The organism is Pseudomonas sp. TWRC1-2 (assembly GCF_049896685.1).
In the GTDB taxonomy this organism is placed as follows: domain Bacteria; phylum Pseudomonadota; class Gammaproteobacteria; order Pseudomonadales; family Pseudomonadaceae; genus Aquipseudomonas.
In genome coordinates this window covers 331,369-349,718 of sequence record NZ_JAFCUU010000005.1, presented here as the reverse complement: position 1 = coordinate 349,718, position 18,350 = coordinate 331,369, and the positions used below count along the sequence as shown (strand labels likewise).

The window sequence follows — 18,350 nt, the reverse complement described above, 5'->3', positions numbered from 1 at the left end:
CATTGCACAATTCGGGTTTATGATGCCAGACGGCAAAAATAATAGACGTCCCCTCAGGGATGAACCCGACACCCTATGGAGCGCGCAATGCAGACTTGGTACCCGCAGATCAAACCCTACGCCCGGCACGATCTGGCCGTCGATGACACCCACACCCTGTACGTCGATGAAAGTGGCTCCCCCGAAGGCTTGCCCGTCGTCTTTATCCACGGTGGCCCGGGCTCCGGCTGCGACGCCCAGAGCCGCTGCTACTTTGATCCGAACCTGTACCGCATTGTCACCTTCGATCAGCGCGGCTGCGGACGCTCCACGCCTCGCGCCAGCCTGGAAAACAACACCACCTGGGACCTGGTCGCCGACCTTGAGCGCATTCGCGAGCACCTGGGCATCGAAAAGTGGGTGCTGTTTGGCGGCTCCTGGGGCTCGACCCTGTCGCTGGCTTACGCGCAAACCCATCCCGAGCGCGTGCATGGCCTGATCCTGCGCGGGATCTTCCTGGCGCGCGACCAGGACATTCACTGGTTTTACCAGGAAGGCGCGAGCCGCATGTTCCCGGATTACTGGCAGGACTACCTGGCACCGATCCCGGCGGATGAGCGTCACGACCTGGTCGCCGCCTACCACAAACGCCTGACCGGCAACGACCAGATCGCCCAGATGCACGCCGCCAAGGCATGGTCCGGCTGGGAAGGCCGCATGCTGGGCCTGTGCCCGAGCCCGCAGCATGTCGAGCGGTTTTCCGAGCCGCAGCGCGCGCTGTCGATCGCACGTATCGAATGCCACTACTTCACCAACAACTCCTTCCTGGAACCCAACCAGCTGATTCGAGACATGCACAAGATCGCCCACTTGCCTGGCGTAATCATTCACGGGCGCTACGATATGATCTGCCCGCTGGACAATGCCTGGGAGCTGCATCAGGCGTGGCCCAACAGTGAGCTGCAGGTGATTCGCGAGGCCGGCCATGCCGCGTCCGAGCCCGGCATTACCGATGCCTTGGTGCGTGCAACCGGCGAAATGGCACGGCGCCTGCTTGATCTGCCGCCAGAAGAAGCATGAAGGGCCTGTTGCAACGGGTGCGTGGCGCCCGCGTCGAAGTGGCGGGCGAGGTCGTAGGCGCAATTGACCAGGGTTTGCTGGTGCTGGTCGCCGTTGAGCCTTCAGATACCCCAGAGAGCGCCGACAAACTGTTACACAAGCTGCTTAACTACCGGGTATTCAGTGATGACGAGGGCAAGATGAACCTGTCCTTGAAAGACATTGGCGGCGGTTTGCTGCTGGTGTCGCAGTTCACCCTGGCGGCGGATACCAAAAGCGGCCTGCGGCCAAGCTTCTCCACGGCGGCCCCTCCGGCGCTGGGAGCAGCGCTTTTTGATCACTTGCTGTTACAAGCGCAACAATTGCATGGCAAGGTGGCGTCAGGGCGTTTTGGGGCGGATATGCAGGTGCATTTGGTCAATGATGGCCCTGTGACCTTCCTCTTACAGACATGAATGTATTAAAAACGACGTTAATGCCTAAAAACGCAGGGTTTCGCTACAAATACTTCGTTGTCCCTGATGCGTTGTTTCGCGGGCTACTAGATAATCGCGCGCTACGGGGATCAGCGTTGTTTGGTCCATTTTTGACTTAGGTAGAGACTTGTCCGACAAACCAATGGGGAATCATTTTGACCCAAGGGAGTCGGAACAATGCTCGCCAACCTGGCATATAGATAGCTGGCCGTTGGTTTTTTGATCTGTTTTCGGCGAGGGTTGCTCGTGATTGTTAGTCCCTGTAATGCACCAAAATTGTCTGCCAAACGGTTACGAAACGCACTGGTAACGGGCTCTGCCCTGTTTTGCCTGTTCGGCGCGGGTCAACTGTGGGCATTCAGTCTGGATGATGTGTCGGCCAAGGCAAAAGAGCTGGCCGGGCAGAAATACGAAGCTCCGCGCAGCAATCTGCCGAACGAATTTCGCGAAATGAAATTCGCCGACTATCAGAAGATTCGTTTCCGTAACGAAAAAGCCGAGTGGGCCGATCAGAACACGCCGTTCAAGCTGTCCTTCTATCACCAGGGCATGCACTTCGACACGCCGGTGAAAATCAACGAAGTCACCGCCGACACCGTCCAGGAAATCAAATACGACCCGACGCGTTTCGATTTCGGCGACGTAAAATACGATCCCAAGTCCACTGAACAGCTGGGTTATGCCGGTTTCCGTGTGCTGTACCCGATCAACACGCCCGACAAGCAAGACGAAATCATGACCATGCTTGGCGCCAGCTACTTCCGCGTCGTCGGCAAAGGCCAGTCGTACGGCCTGTCTGCCCGTGGCATGGCGATCGACACTGCATTGCCGTCCGGTGAAGAATTCCCGCGTTTCACCGAATTCTGGATCGAGCGTCCAAAACCGGGTGAAAAGCAGTTGGTGATCTTCGCCTTGCTGGACTCCCCACGCGCCACCGGCGCCTATCGCCTGACCCTGCGCCCTGGCACCGACACCGTTGTCGACGTCAAGTCGCAGATGTTCCTGCGCGACAAGGTCAGCAAACTGGGCGTTGCCCCGCTGACCAGCATGTTCCTGTTCGGTGCGAACCAGCCGTCGAAGGTGCTCAACTACCGTCGTGAACTGCACGATTCCAGCGGCCTGTCGATCCATGCCGGCAATGGCGAGTGGATCTGGCGCCCTCTGAACAACCCTAAACACCTGTCGGTCAGCAACTTTGCCATCGAAAACCCGCGTGGTTTCGGCCTGCTGCAACGCGGCCGCGACTTCAGCCACTACGAAGACCTAGACGACAACTACGACAAGCGCCCAAGCGCCTGGATCGAGCCTGAAGGCGACTGGGGCAAGGGTTCGGTCGATTTGGTAGAGATTCCGACCGCCGATGAAACCAACGACAACATCGTTGCGTTCTGGAGCCCGGCCGAGCTGCCAAAAGTCGGCGAGCCGCTGGACATCAGCTACCGCCTGCACTGGACCATGGACGAGAAAGCCCTGCACCCGGCCGACAGCGCCTGGGTCAAGCAGACCCTGCGTTCGACCGGTGACGTGAAGCAATCCAACCTGATCCGTCAGCCGGACGGCAGCGTGGCCTACCTGGTTGACTTCGAGGGCCCGTCCCTCAAAGCCCTGCCGGCAGACGCCGCGGTGCGCAGCCAAGTGAGTGTCGGCGACAACGCCGAAATCGTTGAAAACAGCGTGCGTTACAACGAACACACCAAAGGCTGGCGCTTGACCCTGCGGATGAAGATCAAGGACGCAGGCAAACCGACTGAAATGCGTGCGGCCCTGGTCCAGGACATCCCGCAGCCGGAGCCTGAAAAAGCGTCGACCCAAGTGATCAAGGCCGACAAGCTCTTGGCCAAGCAACACGAGAAGCAGGCCAAGAAAGAAGCTAAAGAAGCTAAAGAAGCAAAAGACGCGAAAGAAGCCAAAGACAAGGAAGCCAAGCAGCCAGAAGCTGCCCCGGCCACGCCACTCTCTAATCCGGAGCCGGCCAAGACAGAACACGTCCTGACCGAAACCTGGAGCTATCAGTTGCCTGCCGATGAGTAATTCTCAAGCCACGCCCGAGACTCTGTCCGAGTACCTGGCGCACCTCCCGATGACCGCCGAGCAGCGCGCCGAGCTGGCGGGCTGCACGTCCTTCAGCGAGCTGCATGAGCGGCTTTCGTCCGCGACCTTCGATGCACCAACCGACGCTGCCCAAGCGTCGGTCGGCCGTCGGCTGACCCTCAACACCGCCGAAGAGCTGCAAGACGCGGAAATGCTTGCGCTCGACGCCAGCGGCCGGGTTTGCCTGAAGGCCACGCCGCCGATCCGTCGGACCAAAGTGGTGCCTGAGCCTTGGCGCACCAACATTCTGGTGCGCGGTTGGCGCCGGATGACCGGTCGCACCAACCCGCCGAAGCCGCCCAAGGACGATCGTGTACTGCCGGCCGCGCGCTGGCGTACCGTCGGTTCGATCCGCCGCTACATCCTGCTGATTTTGATGCTCGGTCAGACCATCGTTGCTGGCTGGTACATGAAAGGCATCATGCCGTACCAGGGCTGGTCACTGGTCGACTTCGACGAAGTACGCAACCAGACCTTGCTGCAAACCGCGACCCAAGTCCTGCCTTACGCCCTGCAAACCAGCATCCTGATCATGTTCGGGATCTTGTTCTGCTGGGTCTCGGCCGGTTTCTGGACCGCGCTGATGGGCTTTCTGGAACTGCTGACCGGTCACGATAAATACCGGATTTCCGGTAAAAGTGCCGGTGACGAGCCGATTCCCAAAGACGCCCGCACCGCGCTGGTAATGCCGATTTGCAACGAAGACGTGCCCCGGGTATTTGCCGGCCTGCGCGCCACCTTCGAATCGGTGGCCGCCACGGGCGATCTGGACCGTTTCGATTTCTTCGTCCTCAGCGACAGTAACGAAGCCGATATCTGCATCGCCGAACAGCAAGCCTGGCTTGACGTGTGCCGCGAAGCCGGGGGGTTCGGCAAGATCTTCTATCGCCGCCGTCGCCGTCGCGTCAAACGCAAAAGCGGCAACCTCGATGACTTCTGCCGTCGCTGGGGCGGTGACTACAAGTACATGGTGGTCCTCGACGCCGACAGCGTGATGAGCGGCGAATGCCTGACCAGCCTGGTGCGCCTGATGGAAGCCACGCCGGATGCCGGGATTATCCAGACCGCGCCGCGTGCGTCGGGCATGGACACCCTGTATGCGCGCATGCAGCAGTTCGCCACCCGTGTGTACGGCCCGCTGTTTACCGCTGGCCTGCACTTCTGGCAGCTGGGTGAATCCCACTACTGGGGCCACAACGCGATCATCCGCATGAAGCCGTTTATCGAGCACTGCGCCCTGGCGCCGTTGCCGGGTAAAGGCGCGTTTGCCGGTGCGATCCTCTCCCACGACTTCGTTGAAGCAGCGCTGATGCGCCGTGCCGGCTGGGGCGTGTGGATTGCCTACGACTTGCCGGGCAGCTACGAAGAACTGCCGCCGAACCTGCTGGACGAACTCAAGCGTGACCGTCGCTGGTGCCACGGTAACCTGATGAACTTCCGCCTGTTCCTGGTAAAAGGCATGCACCCGGTGCACCGCGCGGTGTTCCTGACCGGCGTGATGTCGTACCTGTCGGCGCCGTTGTGGTTCTTCTTCCTGGTGCTGTCGACGGCGTTGCTGGCGGTGAACACCCTGATGGAGCCGCAGTACTTCATGGCGCCACGCCAGTTGTACCCGCTGTGGCCGCAATGGCATCCGGACAAGGCGGTGGCGCTGTTCTCCACCACCATCGTGCTGTTGTTCCTGCCTAAGTTGCTGAGCATCATCCTGATCTGGGCCAAGGGCGCGAAAGAGTTCGGCGGCAAGTTCAAGGTGACCTTGTCGATGCTGCTGGAGATGCTGTTCTCGATGCTGCTGGCGCCGGTGCGGATGATCTTCCACACCCGTTTCGTGCTCGCCGCGTTCCTCGGCTGGGCTGCGACCTGGAACTCGCCGCAGCGTGACGACGACTCCACGCCGTGGAGCGAGGCGGTCAAACGTCACGGTCCGCAAACATTGCTCGGCTTCCTCTGGGCGTTGTTGGTGGTGTGGCTGAACCCAAGCTTCCTGTGGTGGCTGATCCCGATTGTCGGTTCGCTGATGCTATCGATTCCGGTGTCGGTGATTTCCAGCCGCGTGAAGCTGGGCCTCAAGTCCCGCGACGAGAGCCTGTTCCTGATCCCTGAGGAATACAATCCGCCGCAAGCCTTGCTGTCGACCGAGAAGTACACCCACGAAAACCGTTGGCACGCGCTGAACGACGGGTTTGTGCGTTCGGTCGTCGACCCGCAGCAGAATGCGCTGGCCTGCGCCCTGGCGACCTCGCGTCACCGTGAAGCGGAGCCGATCGAGCATCTGCGTCAGGAGCGTGTCCGCCACGCATTGAAAGTCGGCCCTGCCGGCCTCAACAACGGCGAGCGCGTGGCGCTGCTCAGCGATCCGGTCGCCCTGGCTCGCCTGCACCAGCAAGTCTGGAGCGAAGGCCACGCCGAGTGGCTCGGCGCCTGGCGTGCCTCGATCAAGGCGGACCCGCACGCGCCTTTGCTGCCGCTGCAACCGCTGTCGTCCCAGGCTCAACCGGCCTGATTCATACGCCCCCGAGGGCCCACCTCGGGGGCGTTTGAAGCGCTGGTCCTACAGCGTTTCGCGCTTCTTCCTCTACGCACTAACGCCTTGTTATTTCGAAACAAAAGTCCTTTGTTCGCGACGTATTGCCGTGCCTGTGGCTGGGTTAGCATCGCCCCCTCGAATTGACGAGGTCACAGGGGGAATCATGAGCAAAAGCTATTGTTGGGCGTGGCTGACAGGCGCTGTCGCATGGGTGTACGCGGGTCTGCTGAGTGCCGGCGCCCTGGATGACGCCGTGCGCCGTGGCGTGCTTAAGGTCGGCACCACGCCCGCCTATGTACCCTTCGAGATGACGGACAAGCAGGGACGCATCGTCGGCTTCGAGATCGATTTGCTCAAGGCCATGAGCCACGCCTTGGGCGTCCAACTCGAATTGGTCACCATGCCCTATACCGACCTGGTACCGGGGCTGATGGCGAACAAGTTCGATCTGATCGGCAGCGGCATGACGGTCACTCAAGAGCGCAATCTGAAGCTCAATTTCAGCGACTCCTTCATCGTGGTTGGCCAAACCGCGCTGCTGCATCCGAGCCTGGCCGGCAAAATTTCCAGTATCGAAGACCTCGACGAAGCGGGTTATCGGATCGCCGCCACGGCAGGTACCACCGCAGAGACAGCGGCGCGACGCTTTCTCGGGGCGGCCCGGCTAAGCAGTTTCGCCACCGCGGAAGAGGGCGTGCGGCAGGTGGTGGAGGGCAATGCCGATGCCTTCATTCATGACGCACCCTACAACCTGATCGCAATGGCCCGGCCGGAAAACCGCACACTGTTGGCGCTTGAGCAGCCATTCACCTTCGAGCCTCTGGCGTTCGGGTTGAAAAAGGGTGATTACGACAGCCTCAACTGGATCAACCACTTTCTTAGCCAGGTGGCCCAGGACGGGACCTACGATCGCCTGCACGACAAGTGGTTCAAGGACACCGCCTGGATGGCCGAGATTGATTGATCGTCATAACCACTTATCTATCAAGACGTTGCCGCGCTCTCCTGCTGAACCTGTCTGACCCTGCGCGTTGCTGCACCGTTGTGGGGCTTTTCCGACATACGCAGGGAACATTTACCCGTGAAACCTTTGTGACGGGCAGCGAGTGGGGTAGGATCGCACCCCGAATTGGTGCAGCCCTTTTGCGCGCCGACTTTATAAGAACCGTTCAGGGGACTTGATGATGAAAAAGTATCTTTCGATGCTGATGCTCGGCGTCACCGCGCTGGTCGCGGCCACTGCGGCCCACGCTGGCGCCATCGATGATGCGGTCAAGCGCGGCACGCTGAAAGTCGGCATGGACCCGACTTACATGCCGTTCGAAATGACAGACAAGCGCGGTGACATCATCGGCTTTGAAGTCGACATCCTCAAGGCCATGGCCAAATCGATGGGCGTCAAACTGGAGCTGGTGTCCACCGGTTACGACGGCATCATCCCGGCCTTCCTGACCGGCAAGTTCGACATGATCGGCAGCGGCATGACCCTGACTCAGGAACGCAACCTGCGACTCAATTTCAGCGAACCCTTCATCGTGGTCGGCCAGACGTTGCTGATTCGCAAGGACCTGGAAGGCACCATCAAGTCCTACAAAGACCTCAACGATGAGAAATACCGCCTGACCTCCAAGCTGGGCACCACCGGTGAGATGGTCGCCAAAAAGCTGATCTCCAAAGCCAAGTACCACGGCTACGACAACGAGCAGGAAGGCGTGCTCGACGTGGTCAACGGCAAGGCTGATGCCTTTGTGTATGACGCGCCGTACAACGTGGTTGCCGAGAAAAAGGTCGGCAACGGCAAACTGGTGTTCCTGGAAGAACCCTTCACCTTCGAGCCGTTGGCGTTTGGCCTGAAAAAAGGCGATTACGACAGCCTCAACTACATCAATAACTTCCTGCACCAGATCCGCAACGACGGCACCTACGATCGCATCCATGACAAGTGGTTCAAGAGCGCCGAGTGGCTCAAGGACATGGAATAAAGGCTGACACCCAGTCGACTTCATCGCAGGCAAGCCAGCTCCCACAGTTGAAATGCGTTCCCTTATGGGAGCGGGCTTGCCCGCGATGACGGCATGCCAGGCGATACATCTTCGGAAAGTGAAATGAAACAGAAAAAAGCCCAATGGCCCTGGCACCTGCTGACCGTGGTCGTGCTGGTTGGCCTGGCTGGCGCGTTGTACTACGCCACCTCGCTGATGTCTTACGAGTGGCGCTGGAACCGCGTGCCGCAGTACTTCGCCTATCAGGCCGAAACGTCGCAGCGCGCCGCCGACATCTCCACCGTGGTGGAACTGGTGCACAAAGGCGACGTCGCTGAAGTGACCCTGCGCAACGACGCCGGCACTGAGCAAAAGCTCACCGTGGCCGACAACAGCCTGCAAGTGTCGCGTGGCGACGATGTTGCCGAGGGCGACGTGGTGGGCGTGACCCGGCATTGGGCGCTGGGGCCGTTGATGTGGGGCTTGTGGACCACATTGTGGCTCTCGGTGGTGTCCGGCATTCTCGGCCTGGCGATCGGTTTGGCAACCGGCCTGTGCCGTCTGTCCAGTAACCCGACCCTGCGCGACCTGTCGACGATCTACGTCGAGCTGGTACGCGGTACGCCGCTGTTGGTGCAGATCTTCATTTTCTATTTCTTCATCGGCACGGTGCTCAATCTGTCGCGGGAGTTTGCCGGGATCGCGGCGCTGTCGCTGTTCACTGGCGCTTATGTGGCGGAAATCGTGCGCGCCGGTGTGCAGTCGATCACCCGCGGCCAGAATGAAGCCGCGCGTTCCCTGGGCCTGAGTGCCGGCCAGTCGATGCGCCATGTGGTATTGCCGCAAGCGTTCAAGCGTGTGCTGCCGCCTTTGGCCGGGCAATTTATCAGCCTGGTCAAGGACACGTCGCTGGTGTCGGTAATCGCGATTACCGAGCTGCTCAAAAGTGGCCGCGAGGTGATCACCACCTCGTTCTCGCCATTTGAAATCCTGTTCTGTGTGGCAGGCCTGTACCTGCTGATCAACCTGCCGCTGTCGAAAATGGCCAGCCGGCTTGAGCGGAGGCTCGCGCAAAGTGATTGAAGTCCGCGATCTGGTAAAAGTCTTCGATACCCGTGGTCACGTGGTGCGCGCGGTGGACCACGTCACCACTCAAGTCGCCAAGGGCGAAGTGCTGGTGGTGATCGGCCCGTCGGGTTCCGGCAAATCCACCTTCCTGCGTTGCCTGAATGGTTTGGAAGCGTTCGACTCGGGCTCCGTCAGCATCGACGGCCTGCAACTGGCTGACCCGAAAACCGACGTGAACGCCTACCGCCGCGAAGTCGGCATGGTGTTCCAGCATTTCAACCTGTTCCCGCACATGACGGTGCTGGAAAACCTGTGCCTGGCGCAAAAAGTCGTGCGCAAGCGCGGCAAACAAGAGCGCGAGGCCAAGGCCCTGGCGCTGCTCGAAAAGGTCGGTATTGCGCAAAAGGCCAACGAGTTTCCGTCACGTTTGTCCGGTGGACAGCAACAGCGCGTGGCCATCGCCCGCGCGTTGGCGATGGAACCCAAGGTCATGCTGTTTGACGAGCCTACTTCGGCGCTGGACCCGGAAATGGTCGGTGAAGTGCTGGACGTGATGAAGACCCTCGCCCTGGAAGGCATGACCATGGTCTGCGTCACCCACGAGATGGGTTTTGCCCGCGAAGTGGCCGACCGGGTGCTGTTTTTCGATCATGGCAAATTGCTGGAAGACGCGTCTCCTGCCGCGTTCTTTGACGCGCCGAAAGACCCGCGGGCCCAGGCCTTCCTGCGCCAGGTCCTGTAAACCTCAAGGCCGGGCTCGATTGGGTCAATTGAGCACCGGCGGCCGCGGTGTGTAGCGACGCACACCGCACCCTCATCACACCGCGATTAATCTTCTCCGGCACTGCATTGTGCGGTGCCTGCAAGCGGGTGAGCCGAAACAGGCTCAAACGCTCAATGGATTCGGCGGCTCGGGTCGGCCGCCGTGCAAGGCGGCTCAGATGCGAAAGCGGCCTACCAGGGTTTGCAAGTAAATCCCCAGGCGCGCCAGTTCGGCACTGGAGGCGGCGGTTTCCTCACTGGCCGAAGAGGTCTGTTCAGACACATCGCGCACATTCAGCACACTGCGGTTGATCTCTTCGGCCACGGCACTCTGCTGCTCGGCGGCGGTGGCGATCTGCGAGTTCATCGCCTGAATGGTCGAGACCGTGCGGGTAATATTGCCCAGCGCGTTGCCGGCCCGACGGGTCAGCTCGACGCTGCTGTCGGTGAGGCCACGGCTGTTGTCCAGGATGGTGGCCACCTGCTGGGTGCCGCTTTGCAGGCCGACGATCAGCTCTTCGATCTCTTCAGTGGACTTCTGCGTACGCTGGGCCAGGCTGCGCACCTCATCGGCGACCACGGCAAAGCCACGTCCGGCTTCACCGGCACGCGCGGCCTCGATCGCGGCGTTAAGCGCCAGCAGATTGGTTTGCTGGGCGACCGACTTGATCACGTCGAGCACGCTGCCGATCTTGTCGCTTTCGCGCTTCAGATGGCCCATGGCTTCGGTGGAATTGCCCACCTCAGTGGCCAGGCGCTCGATCTGGGCGATGGCCTCACCCACGACCTTGTCGCCTTCGCGGGCCTGCTGGTCAGCGGCCACGGCGGCTTCAGAGGCTTCCTCGGCGTTACGCGCCACTTCCTGCACGGTGGCCGCCATTTCATTCATGGCAGTGGCCACCTGGTCGGTCTCGACCTTTTGGCTATTGACCCCCGCGCTGGTCTGCTCGGTGACGGCCGACAGTTGCTCGGCGGCGCTGGCGATCTGAGTGACGCCATCGCTGATGCCACCGATCAGCTCGCGCAGGCCGACGGTCATGCTTTGCGTGGCGCGTTGCAGCTGCCCCAACTCATCCTGGCGCGCAGAGTTGAGGTTGTGGCTCAGGTCGCCGGAGGCGACGTGCTCAGCGACTTTGAGCGTCTGGTTCAGCGGAATGACGATTTGGCGCGTGATGGCCCAGGCGGCGACCACGCCGAAGATCAGCGCCAGTACGGTGGCCAGCAGCAACAGCTGCTTGGCATGCGCCGCGTCGGCATCGCGTACTGCAGTTTGCGAGACGGTGAGTTTTTCGCTGTGGCCCAGCAGGATATCGCCTTGCTCGGTCATGATTTTCAGGGCCGCAGCGCTGGCGACCTGGGAGTCGCGGTACTGGCTGACGGCGGCGCGATAGGCCTGCAGCGACACGCCGGCTTCTTGCAGGTTGGCCTGGTACTGGGCAGGCAATTGGCCTTCCAGTTCGGTGATTTTCTTCAGGGCGTTGTCGATGGCATCCAGGGCAGGCTGCTCGGCCTCTGTCTTGGCGCTGTAGGTGTAGCCGCGCACCTGGAAGCGCGATTGCTGGATCAGCTTGCTCAAGTCGACCACGCTGTTGAACTGGGTGACGCTGTCACCTTGCAGCAGCGCCTTCTCGACCTCATTGGTCTTGGCCACGGCGTTGTCGGCGGTGTCGCCGAGCTTGCTGCGCGCGCCTTCGCGCTTCAGGCCGGCCTGGACCATGGTGGCGAAGGCTTTTTTGTATTGGTTCAAGGCCTCCTGTTGTTGCTCCACCAGGGCCTTGTCGTCGGGTTGCTCGATCAGGGTTTGTGCGGTTTTAAGGCCGTTGTCCAGCTGGGTAAGCAGGCTGTTGACCGCATCCGTGCCTTGTTCGCCGCGACGCATTTCGAAGTCCAGGCGCGCCAGGCGCAGGTCTTTGGTCAGGCCGTTGAGGCTGGAGATAAAGCCCAGTTTGTCCCCGCGACTGATCACATCGCCCAGGCCGGTCCAGCCGGTGAAGGTGGTCAACAACGTCAGGACTAACACCAAGCCAAAGCCAATGCTCAGCTTGCGGTTGACGCTCACATTCCCCAGTTTTTCGGCTAACCAACGATACATACTGCGAACTCCCTTTGAACAAGGCTTGGACTTATTCAGAGGCTATCGGCTGCGCAGGATTATTCTGTAGGCGCGATGGATCATGTTGCGCGTTTTGAGGTGGGCAGGTTTTTTATGGCGAGCGGGCTTGCCCCGCGTTGGGCTGCGCAGCAGCCCCAGTCAGAGCAACGCCGTATGTCAGGCATACCCAGTTGACCGTTTTGGGGCCGCTTCGCGCCCCAACGCGGGGCAAGCCCGCTCGCCACAAAAAGCCCGCTTGGCAGGCAAACGGCGAGGTTTAGAACAGGCGGGCGAGCAGGGCGGTCACGGCGGTTTCTACGCGCAGGATTCGTGCGCCGAGCTGCACGGGTTGCAAGCCGGCTTTGGTCAGCAGGTCCACTTCGTAGGGTATCCAGCCACCTTCCGGGCCGATGGCCAGCGTTACCGGTTCATCCAGCGCACGCGGGCAGGCTGGGTAGTCGCCGGGGTGGCCGATCAGGCCGAGGGTGCCTGCGGTCATGGCTGGCAGGCGATCTTCGACGAACGGCTTGAAGCGCTTTTCGATTACGATCTCGGGCAGCACCGTATCGCGCGCCTGCTCCAGACCCAGAACCAACTGCTCGCGAATCGCCTCGGGCTCAAGGAACGGGGTTTGCCAGAAGCTCTTCTCCACGCGGTAGCTGTTGACCAGCACCACCTTGGGCACGCCCATGGCTGCGACGGTTTGCAGCACTCGGCGCAGCATCTTCGGGCGCGGCAGGGCCAGCAGCAGGGTCAGCGGCAGTTTGGCCGGCGGCTGCAGGTCGAAGCTGACTTGCAGTTCGGCTTCGCCCGGTTCCAGGCGCAGCAGTTGGGCGTTGCCCATCAGCCCGCCAATGCGCCCCACACGCAGGTTGTCACCCACCACTGCGCGGTGGACGTCCTGCATATGCACCAGGCGCCGATCACGCAGGATCACCCGGTCGGCCGCGATAAAGTCGGCCTCCTCAAGCAGCAGCAGGTTCACGGCTGGGTCGCTGGCGGTTGATCGTCGTCGGCGGGTTGGTCATCCGGATGCTCGCCACGTTTGCTGATCAAACTGCCAAACAGGATGCCGATCTCGAACAGCATCCACATCGGCACCGCCAACAGGGTCTGCGAGAAGATGTCCGGTGGCGTCAGGATCATGCCGACCACAAAGCAACCGATGATCACGTACGGGCGCACTTTCTTCAGGTACTTGACGTCAACCACGCCGATCCATACCAGCAGCACCACGGCGACCGGGATTTCAAAGGCCACGCCAAAGGCGAAGAACAGCGTCATCACGAAGTCGAGGTAACTGGTGATGTCGGTCATCATCTCCACACCGGCCGGGGTGGCGGCGGCGAAGAACTTGAAGATCAGCGGGAACACCAGGAAATAGGCGAAGGCCATGCCGGTGTAGAACAGCAGGATGCTCGACACCAGCAATGGCACCGCGATGCGTTTCTCATGCTTGTACAGGCCCGGCGCGATAAAGCCCCAGATCTGGTGCAGGATCACCGGGATCGCCAGGAACAGCGAAACCATCATGGTCAGCTTCAACGGCGTCAGGAACGGTGACGACACGTCGGTGGCGATCATCGTCGCGCCGGCCGGCAGGTACTGGCGCAGCGGTGTCGAAACGAAGGTGTAGATCTGCTGGGTGAAGGCGAACAGCCCGGCAAAGATGATGAAGATCGCCGCTACGCAACGCAGCAGGCGGGTACGCAGCTCGGTGAGGTGCGAGACCAGCGGCATGTGCTGGTCGTTTTCCGGTTTATCAGCGCTCATGGGGCTCGCGGCGGCAATGTAGGGTCATGGGGAGCGGGCGACGCAACGGGCGTCGGCGCTGGCGCTGTCGGGGCAGGTGCGGTGGGTGCCGGGGTGTGTTCCATCACGGGGGCAGCATCAGCCGCAGCCGGCGGCGCGATGCTGTGCTCGGCCACGGGCTCTGTCGGTTTGCTCGGCTCATTGACCGGCGACAGAATCTTGCGCGCTTCCTGCTCCAGCGAAAGGATATGTTCGTTGTGCAGTTGGCGGCGAATCTCGTCAGCGCCGATTTCCCGTTCAACTTCCTGTTTGATGGCGTTGAAACTGCGTTTCAGGCGCCCGATCCATAGGCCGGCCGTGCGCGCGGCACCGGGCAGGCGTTCCGGCCCCAATACCAGCAGGGCGACGAGGCCGACGAGGAGCAGTTCAGAGAAGCTGATACCAAACATTAGTCAGTGCTCACGAGTCTTTGCGGGTCGGCTCTTGGACTTTTTCAGCCTGCACGTCGAAGGTACGACGCTCGGTGATGGGCTGGGTGGCCTGCGGGTGCACAGGCTGCGCCGGGGGGACCGGGTTGGCGGCAGGTTCGGCGGGCTTTTCATCGTCGTTCATGGCTTTGCGAAAGCCCTTGATCGACTCGCCCACGTCAGTGCCCAGGTTTTTGAGTTTCTTGGTGCCGAACACCAGTACCACCACCACCAGAATGACGATCCAGTGTTTCCAGTCAAAAATGCCCATGCTGCAATTCCTCTGTAAAAGTTATTCAGGTGGACGGGCGCGAGGCCTTTTCGGCATGCCCGGACAAGCCGAAGCGACGGTCCAGTTCATCCAGCACTGCCTGCGGATGCTGCCCCAGTTGGGCGAGCATGACCAGGCTATGGAACCATAGGTCAGCGGTTTCGTAGATGACATCGCTGCAGTCGCCGCTGATTTGCGCATCCTTGGCAGCAATGATGGTTTCGACGGATTCCTCGCCGAGTTTTTCCAGAATCTTGTTCAAACCCTTGTGGTACAGGCTGGCGACATAGGAGCTGTCGGCGTCCGCGCCTTTGCGGTCTTCCAGCACCTGGGCCACGCGGTTGAGGGTATCGCTCATGTCTAGTGTCCTGCCGAGTAAATGGCGTGCGGGTCTTTGAGCACCGGTTCGACCACCTTCCATTCGCCATTCTCGAACACGCGATAGAAGCAGCTGTGACGGCCGGTGTGGCAGGCGATGTCGCCGATCTGCTCGACTTTGAGGATTACCACGTCGGCGTCGCAGTCGATGCGCATCTCGTGCAGGGTTTGCACGTGCCCGGACTCTTCGCCCTTGCGCCACAGTTTGCCACGCGAACGTGACCAGTAAATGGCGCGCTGCTCAGTGGCAGTGAGGCTCAGGGCCTCACGGTTCATCCAGGCCATCATCAGCACGCGCCCGGTCTTGTAGTCCTGGGCAATGGCCGGCACCAGGCCGTCACTGTCCCATTTGATCTCGTCCAGCCAGTCTTTCATGTTCCGCTCCGGCAATTTGCGACAGTGTATAACCGGATCGGCTATCGGCGCACGATCAGATAAACACCCACGGCGACCATGATGCCGGCCGGCCAGTGGCCCAGTTGGTTCAACGGCCCACCGATGGCCAGCATCACGCCGCCGACCAGGTGCGCGGCGCCCAGCAGGCGCAGGAACCAATCGTCCTTGCGCTTTTGCCAGGGCGGCGCGGGGTCTTTGGCGTGGGGCTGAGACATGCGCTCGAGCAGGTCGCGCGTCATGTTGGCCAGGTGCGGCAGTTGCTCAACCTGGCTTTGCAGGTTGCCCAGCAAGGTTTTCGGGCTGACCCGCTCACGCATCCAGCGCTCCAGGAACGGCTGCGCGGTGTTCCACAGGTCGAGGTCCGGGTACAGCTGACGGCCCAGGCCTTCGATGTTGAGCAGGGTTTTCTGCAGCAGCACCAGTTGCGGCTGCACTTCCATATTGAAGCGCCGCGCGGTCTGGAACAGGCGCATCAGTACCTGGCCGAATGAAATATCTTTTAACGGTTTTTCAAAGATCGGTTCGCACACGGTGCGGATGGCCGCTTCGAATTCGTTGAGCTTGGTTTCTGCCGGCACCCAGCCCGAATCGATGTGCAGCTGCGCCACGCGGCGGTAGTCACGCTTGAAGAAGGCGAACAGGTTGCGCGCCAGGTAATCCTGGTCTTCCGGGGTCAGGCTGCCGACGATGCCGCAGTCGATCGCAATGTACTGCGGGCTCCACGGGTTGACGGTGCTGACGAAGATGTTGCCCGGGTGCATGTCGGCGTGGAAGAAACTGTCGCGGAACACCTGGGTGAAGAAGATCTCCACGCCGCGCTCGGCGAGCATTTTCATGTCGGTGCGCTGGTCGGCCAGGGTGGCGAGGTCGGTGACTTGCACGCCGTAGATGCGCTCCATCACCAGCACTTTGGGGCGGCACCAGTCCCAATACACTTGCGGCACGTACAGCAGCTGCGAGCCTTCGAAGTTGCGCTTGAGCTGGCTGGCGTTGGCGGCCTCGCGCAGCAGGTCGAGTTCGTCGTAGATGGTTTTTTCGTAGTCGGCGACCACGTCCACCGGGTGCAGCAGGCGTGCGTCGGCGGAGAAGCGCTCGGCGGCGCGCGCAAGAATGAACAGCCACGCCAGGTCCTGGCCAATGATCGGCTTGAGGCCGGGGCGAATCACCTTCACCACCACTTCTTCGCCAGTTTTGAGCTGCGCGGCGTGCACTTGTGCGACCGAGGCCGAAGCCAGCGGGTCGACGTCGAAACGGCTGAATACTTCGCTGATTTTTTTGCCCAACTGCTCTTCGATCAGCTTCATCGACTGTTGGGAATCAAACGGCGGCACGCGGTCCTGCAGCAGCATCAACTCGTCGGCGATGTCTTCGGGCAACAGGTCGCGGCGGGTGGAGAGGATCTGCCCGAACTTGATAAAAATCGGCCCCAAATCCTGCAACGCCAGGCGCAGGCGCGCGCCACGACTCAGCTCCAGCGGTCTGCGCGGGAGCCAGCGCCACGGCAGCACATAGCGCACCGCCAGCAGAAACCACGGCAACGGCAGGGCGAACAGCAGGTCATCGAGGCGGTAGCGGATTACGACGCGCTGGATACGAAACAGACGGCGGACGGCGAGCAGCTTCATGCGTTATCGCTTGGATCAAGGGAACGGCTCAGGCGCTCAACGCGCGCCTCGAGGCGTTCCAGGTCGATTTTGGCCTTGTCGAGTTCGCGAAAGCGCGCTTGCGCTTCCCGTTCTCCGACCAGGGTGCGCGATTCTTCGCTCAGGTATTCGGCAAGGTTCTGGTTGAGGGCGGCGAACCCTTGCTGGTACCAGCGCGAGCGGCTGCGCAGGTGCCCGCTGATCAACTGAGTGGCCACGGGGCCGATCCAGCGTGACAGCTCGTATTCCCAGTCCAGTTCCAGGTCTTGCAGCACGGCGGCCAGGTCCATCAGCACCGCGCTGTCGCCTTCCAGTTCCACGTCGGGGCCGTGGAGGATGGCGGTCTTGTTGCGGCTCAGCGCCAGGTGCAACAGGCTCGAGGCGGGCGCACGCAGGGTGCAGTCGGCTTCGGCGGCCCATTGGGTCGCGAGCAGCACGCCTTCATCGCTGGGCAGGATAAACAGCTGCAAGGCGGGGCTCGTGCAATCGACGGCAATGATTTTGCCGTTCAAGTGCGCGAGCCGCGCCAGGGCGGTGCTGTCCAGGCGCAGCACACGGTTGAGGCCGTGTTCAACGCTGGCGAGAAGGCCTGCGAACAGCATCAGGGTTTGATGCCGCGGTGCAGGGCGACGATGCCCGAGGTCATATTGTGGTAGGTCACGCGGTCGAAACCGGCGTCTACCATCATCGACTTCAGCGTTTCCTGGTCGGGGTGCATGCGGATCGATTCGGCCAGGTAGCGGTAGCTCTCGGCGTCATTGGTGATCAGCTTGCCCATCAACGGCATGAAGGCGAACGAGTAGGTGTCGTAGACCTTGGACATCAGCGCGTTGGTCGGCTTGGAGAACTCCAGCACCAGCAGGCGGCCACCCGGCTTGAGCACACGCAGCATTGAGCGGATGGCGTCTTCTTTGTGGGTCACGTTGCGCAGGCCGAAGGCGATGGTCACGCAGTCGAAATGGTTGTCCGGGAACGGCAGCTTTTCAGCGTCGGCCTGGACGAATTCGATGTTGCCGGCCACGCCTTTATCCAGCAAGCGATCACGGCCAACCTTGAGCATCGAGCCGTTGATATCCGCCAGCACCACCTGGCCGGTCGGGCCGACGAGCTTGGAGAACTTGGCGGCCAGGTCGCCCGTACCGCCGGCAATGTCCAGCACGCGGTTGCCGGTGCGTACACCCGACAACTCGATAGTGAAGCGCTTCCACAGGCGGTGCATGCCGCCCGACAGCACGTCGTTCATCAGGTCGTACTTGGCGGCTACGGAGTGGAACACCTCAGCGACTTTTTCCGCTTTCTGGCTTTCCGGAACGTTCTTGAAGCCGAAGTGAGTGGTGGGTTCGGCATCGCTGCCTTTGCGCTGATCAGTCATATCGCTGTCACCAAAAGAGAATGCGGGACATGATA

The 18,350-nt window shown here is 61.2% G+C and carries 17 protein-coding genes and 2 pseudogenes; 8 read left to right on the top strand and 11 right to left on the bottom strand.

Annotated elements, in window-relative coordinates; all coding sequences use genetic code 11:
* Nucleotides 1–87: 87 nt before the first annotated feature.
* The 8 genes and pseudogenes from pip (at nt 88) to ACP7B3_RS16895 (ending at nt 9,924) form a co-directional block, all read left to right on the top strand.
* Nucleotides 88–1,059 carry a prolyl aminopeptidase gene (gene pip / locus ACP7B3_RS16930; RefSeq protein WP_119738084.1) on the top strand — a complete coding sequence of 324 codons (972 nt, stop codon included), beginning with the start codon at nt 88–90 and terminating at the stop codon, nt 1,057–1,059.
* Nucleotides 1,056–1,493: a D-aminoacyl-tRNA deacylase gene (gene dtd / locus ACP7B3_RS16925; RefSeq protein ID WP_078740275.1), complete on the top strand. Its 438-nt coding sequence runs from the start codon at nt 1,056–1,058 to the stop codon at nt 1,491–1,493. Before pip ends, dtd begins: the two co-directional genes overlap by 4 nt.
* 267 nt (nt 1,494–1,760) lie before the next feature.
* The gene (locus ACP7B3_RS16920; protein WP_369301650.1) at nt 1,761–3,545 is read left to right on the top strand and encodes a glucan biosynthesis protein G; all 1,785 of its coding nucleotides are present in this window, start codon (nt 1,761–1,763) and stop codon (nt 3,543–3,545) included.
* Nucleotides 3,538–6,146, top strand: a pseudogene (gene mdoH / locus ACP7B3_RS16915) (glucans biosynthesis glucosyltransferase MdoH). The gene ACP7B3_RS16920 and the pseudogene mdoH overlap by 8 nt, the downstream one beginning before the upstream one ends.
* 149 nt (nt 6,147–6,295) lie before the next feature.
* A complete protein-coding gene (locus ACP7B3_RS16910) occupies nt 6,296–7,096 on the top strand; it encodes a transporter substrate-binding domain-containing protein (RefSeq protein WP_145159943.1) in 801 nt (266 codons plus the stop codon).
* A 220-nt stretch (nt 7,097–7,316) separates the two neighbouring features.
* Nucleotides 7,317–8,114, top strand: coding sequence for a transporter substrate-binding domain-containing protein (locus ACP7B3_RS16905; RefSeq protein ID WP_145159945.1), 798 nt, complete (start codon nt 7,317–7,319; stop codon nt 8,112–8,114).
* A gap of 123 nt (nt 8,115–8,237) precedes the next feature.
* The gene (locus ACP7B3_RS16900) at nt 8,238–9,197 is read left to right on the top strand and encodes an amino acid ABC transporter permease (RefSeq protein ID WP_426179759.1); all 960 of its coding nucleotides are present in this window, start codon (nt 8,238–8,240) and stop codon (nt 9,195–9,197) included.
* Entirely contained in the window at nt 9,190–9,924 is a 735-nt protein-coding gene (locus tag ACP7B3_RS16895; protein ID WP_369301648.1) for an amino acid ABC transporter ATP-binding protein, read from the top strand. Before ACP7B3_RS16900 ends, ACP7B3_RS16895 begins: the two co-directional genes overlap by 8 nt.
* Nucleotides 9,925–10,119: 195 nt before the next feature.
* On the opposite strand, the gene ACP7B3_RS16890 is transcribed toward ACP7B3_RS16895, so the two are convergent.
* The 11 genes and pseudogenes from ACP7B3_RS16890 to ubiE form a co-directional block, all read right to left on the bottom strand.
* The gene (locus tag ACP7B3_RS16890; RefSeq protein ID WP_410017213.1) at nt 10,120–10,833 is read right to left on the bottom strand and encodes a methyl-accepting chemotaxis protein; all 714 of its coding nucleotides are present in this window, start codon (nt 10,831–10,833) and stop codon (nt 10,120–10,122) included.
* Between the two features lie 171 nt (nt 10,834–11,004).
* Nucleotides 11,005–12,036: pseudogene (locus ACP7B3_RS16885) on the bottom strand (methyl-accepting chemotaxis protein); the annotation flags it as partial.
* 277 nt (nt 12,037–12,313) lie between these two features.
* On the bottom strand, nt 12,314–13,021 hold the full coding sequence (locus ACP7B3_RS16880; protein WP_145159953.1) for a 16S rRNA (uracil(1498)-N(3))-methyltransferase: 708 nt from the start codon (nt 13,019–13,021) through the stop codon (nt 12,314–12,316).
* Entirely contained in the window at nt 13,018–13,809 is a 792-nt protein-coding gene (gene tatC, locus ACP7B3_RS16875; RefSeq protein WP_106577507.1) for a twin-arginine translocase subunit TatC, read from the bottom strand. The genes ACP7B3_RS16880 and tatC overlap by 4 nt, the downstream gene beginning before the upstream one ends.
* Nucleotides 13,806–14,237 carry a Sec-independent protein translocase protein TatB gene (gene tatB / locus ACP7B3_RS16870; RefSeq protein WP_369301646.1) on the bottom strand — a complete coding sequence of 144 codons (432 nt, stop codon included), beginning with the start codon at nt 14,235–14,237 and terminating at the stop codon, nt 13,806–13,808. The genes tatC and tatB overlap by 4 nt, the downstream gene beginning before the upstream one ends.
* 10 nt (nt 14,238–14,247) lie before the next feature.
* Nucleotides 14,248–14,526, bottom strand: coding sequence for a twin-arginine translocase TatA/TatE family subunit (locus ACP7B3_RS16865; RefSeq protein WP_242198780.1), 279 nt, complete (start codon nt 14,524–14,526; stop codon nt 14,248–14,250).
* A gap of 25 nt (nt 14,527–14,551) precedes the next feature.
* A complete protein-coding gene (locus tag ACP7B3_RS16860; RefSeq protein ID WP_049710425.1) occupies nt 14,552–14,884 on the bottom strand; it encodes a phosphoribosyl-ATP diphosphatase in 333 nt (110 codons plus the stop codon).
* A 2-nt stretch (nt 14,885–14,886) separates the two neighbouring features.
* Nucleotides 14,887–15,279, bottom strand: a complete 393-nt coding sequence (gene hisI / locus ACP7B3_RS16855) for a phosphoribosyl-AMP cyclohydrolase (RefSeq protein ID WP_012721796.1) — start codon at nt 15,277–15,279, stop codon at nt 14,887–14,889.
* A 41-nt stretch (nt 15,280–15,320) separates the two neighbouring features.
* The gene (gene ubiB / locus ACP7B3_RS16850; protein WP_242198781.1) at nt 15,321–16,925 is read right to left on the bottom strand and encodes a ubiquinone biosynthesis regulatory protein kinase UbiB; all 1,605 of its coding nucleotides are present in this window, start codon (nt 16,923–16,925) and stop codon (nt 15,321–15,323) included.
* Complete coding sequence (locus ACP7B3_RS16845; RefSeq protein ID WP_145159959.1) at nt 16,922–17,545, bottom strand: ubiquinone biosynthesis accessory factor UbiJ; 624 nt, start codon at nt 17,543–17,545, stop codon at nt 16,922–16,924. Before ACP7B3_RS16845 ends, ubiB begins: the two co-directional genes overlap by 4 nt.
* Nucleotides 17,545–18,315: a bifunctional demethylmenaquinone methyltransferase/2-methoxy-6-polyprenyl-1,4-benzoquinol methylase UbiE gene (gene ubiE, locus ACP7B3_RS16840; RefSeq protein ID WP_106577513.1), complete on the bottom strand. Its 771-nt coding sequence runs from the start codon at nt 18,313–18,315 to the stop codon at nt 17,545–17,547. The genes ACP7B3_RS16845 and ubiE overlap by 1 nt, the downstream gene beginning before the upstream one ends.
* Between the last annotated feature and the right edge of the window lie 35 nt (nt 18,316–18,350).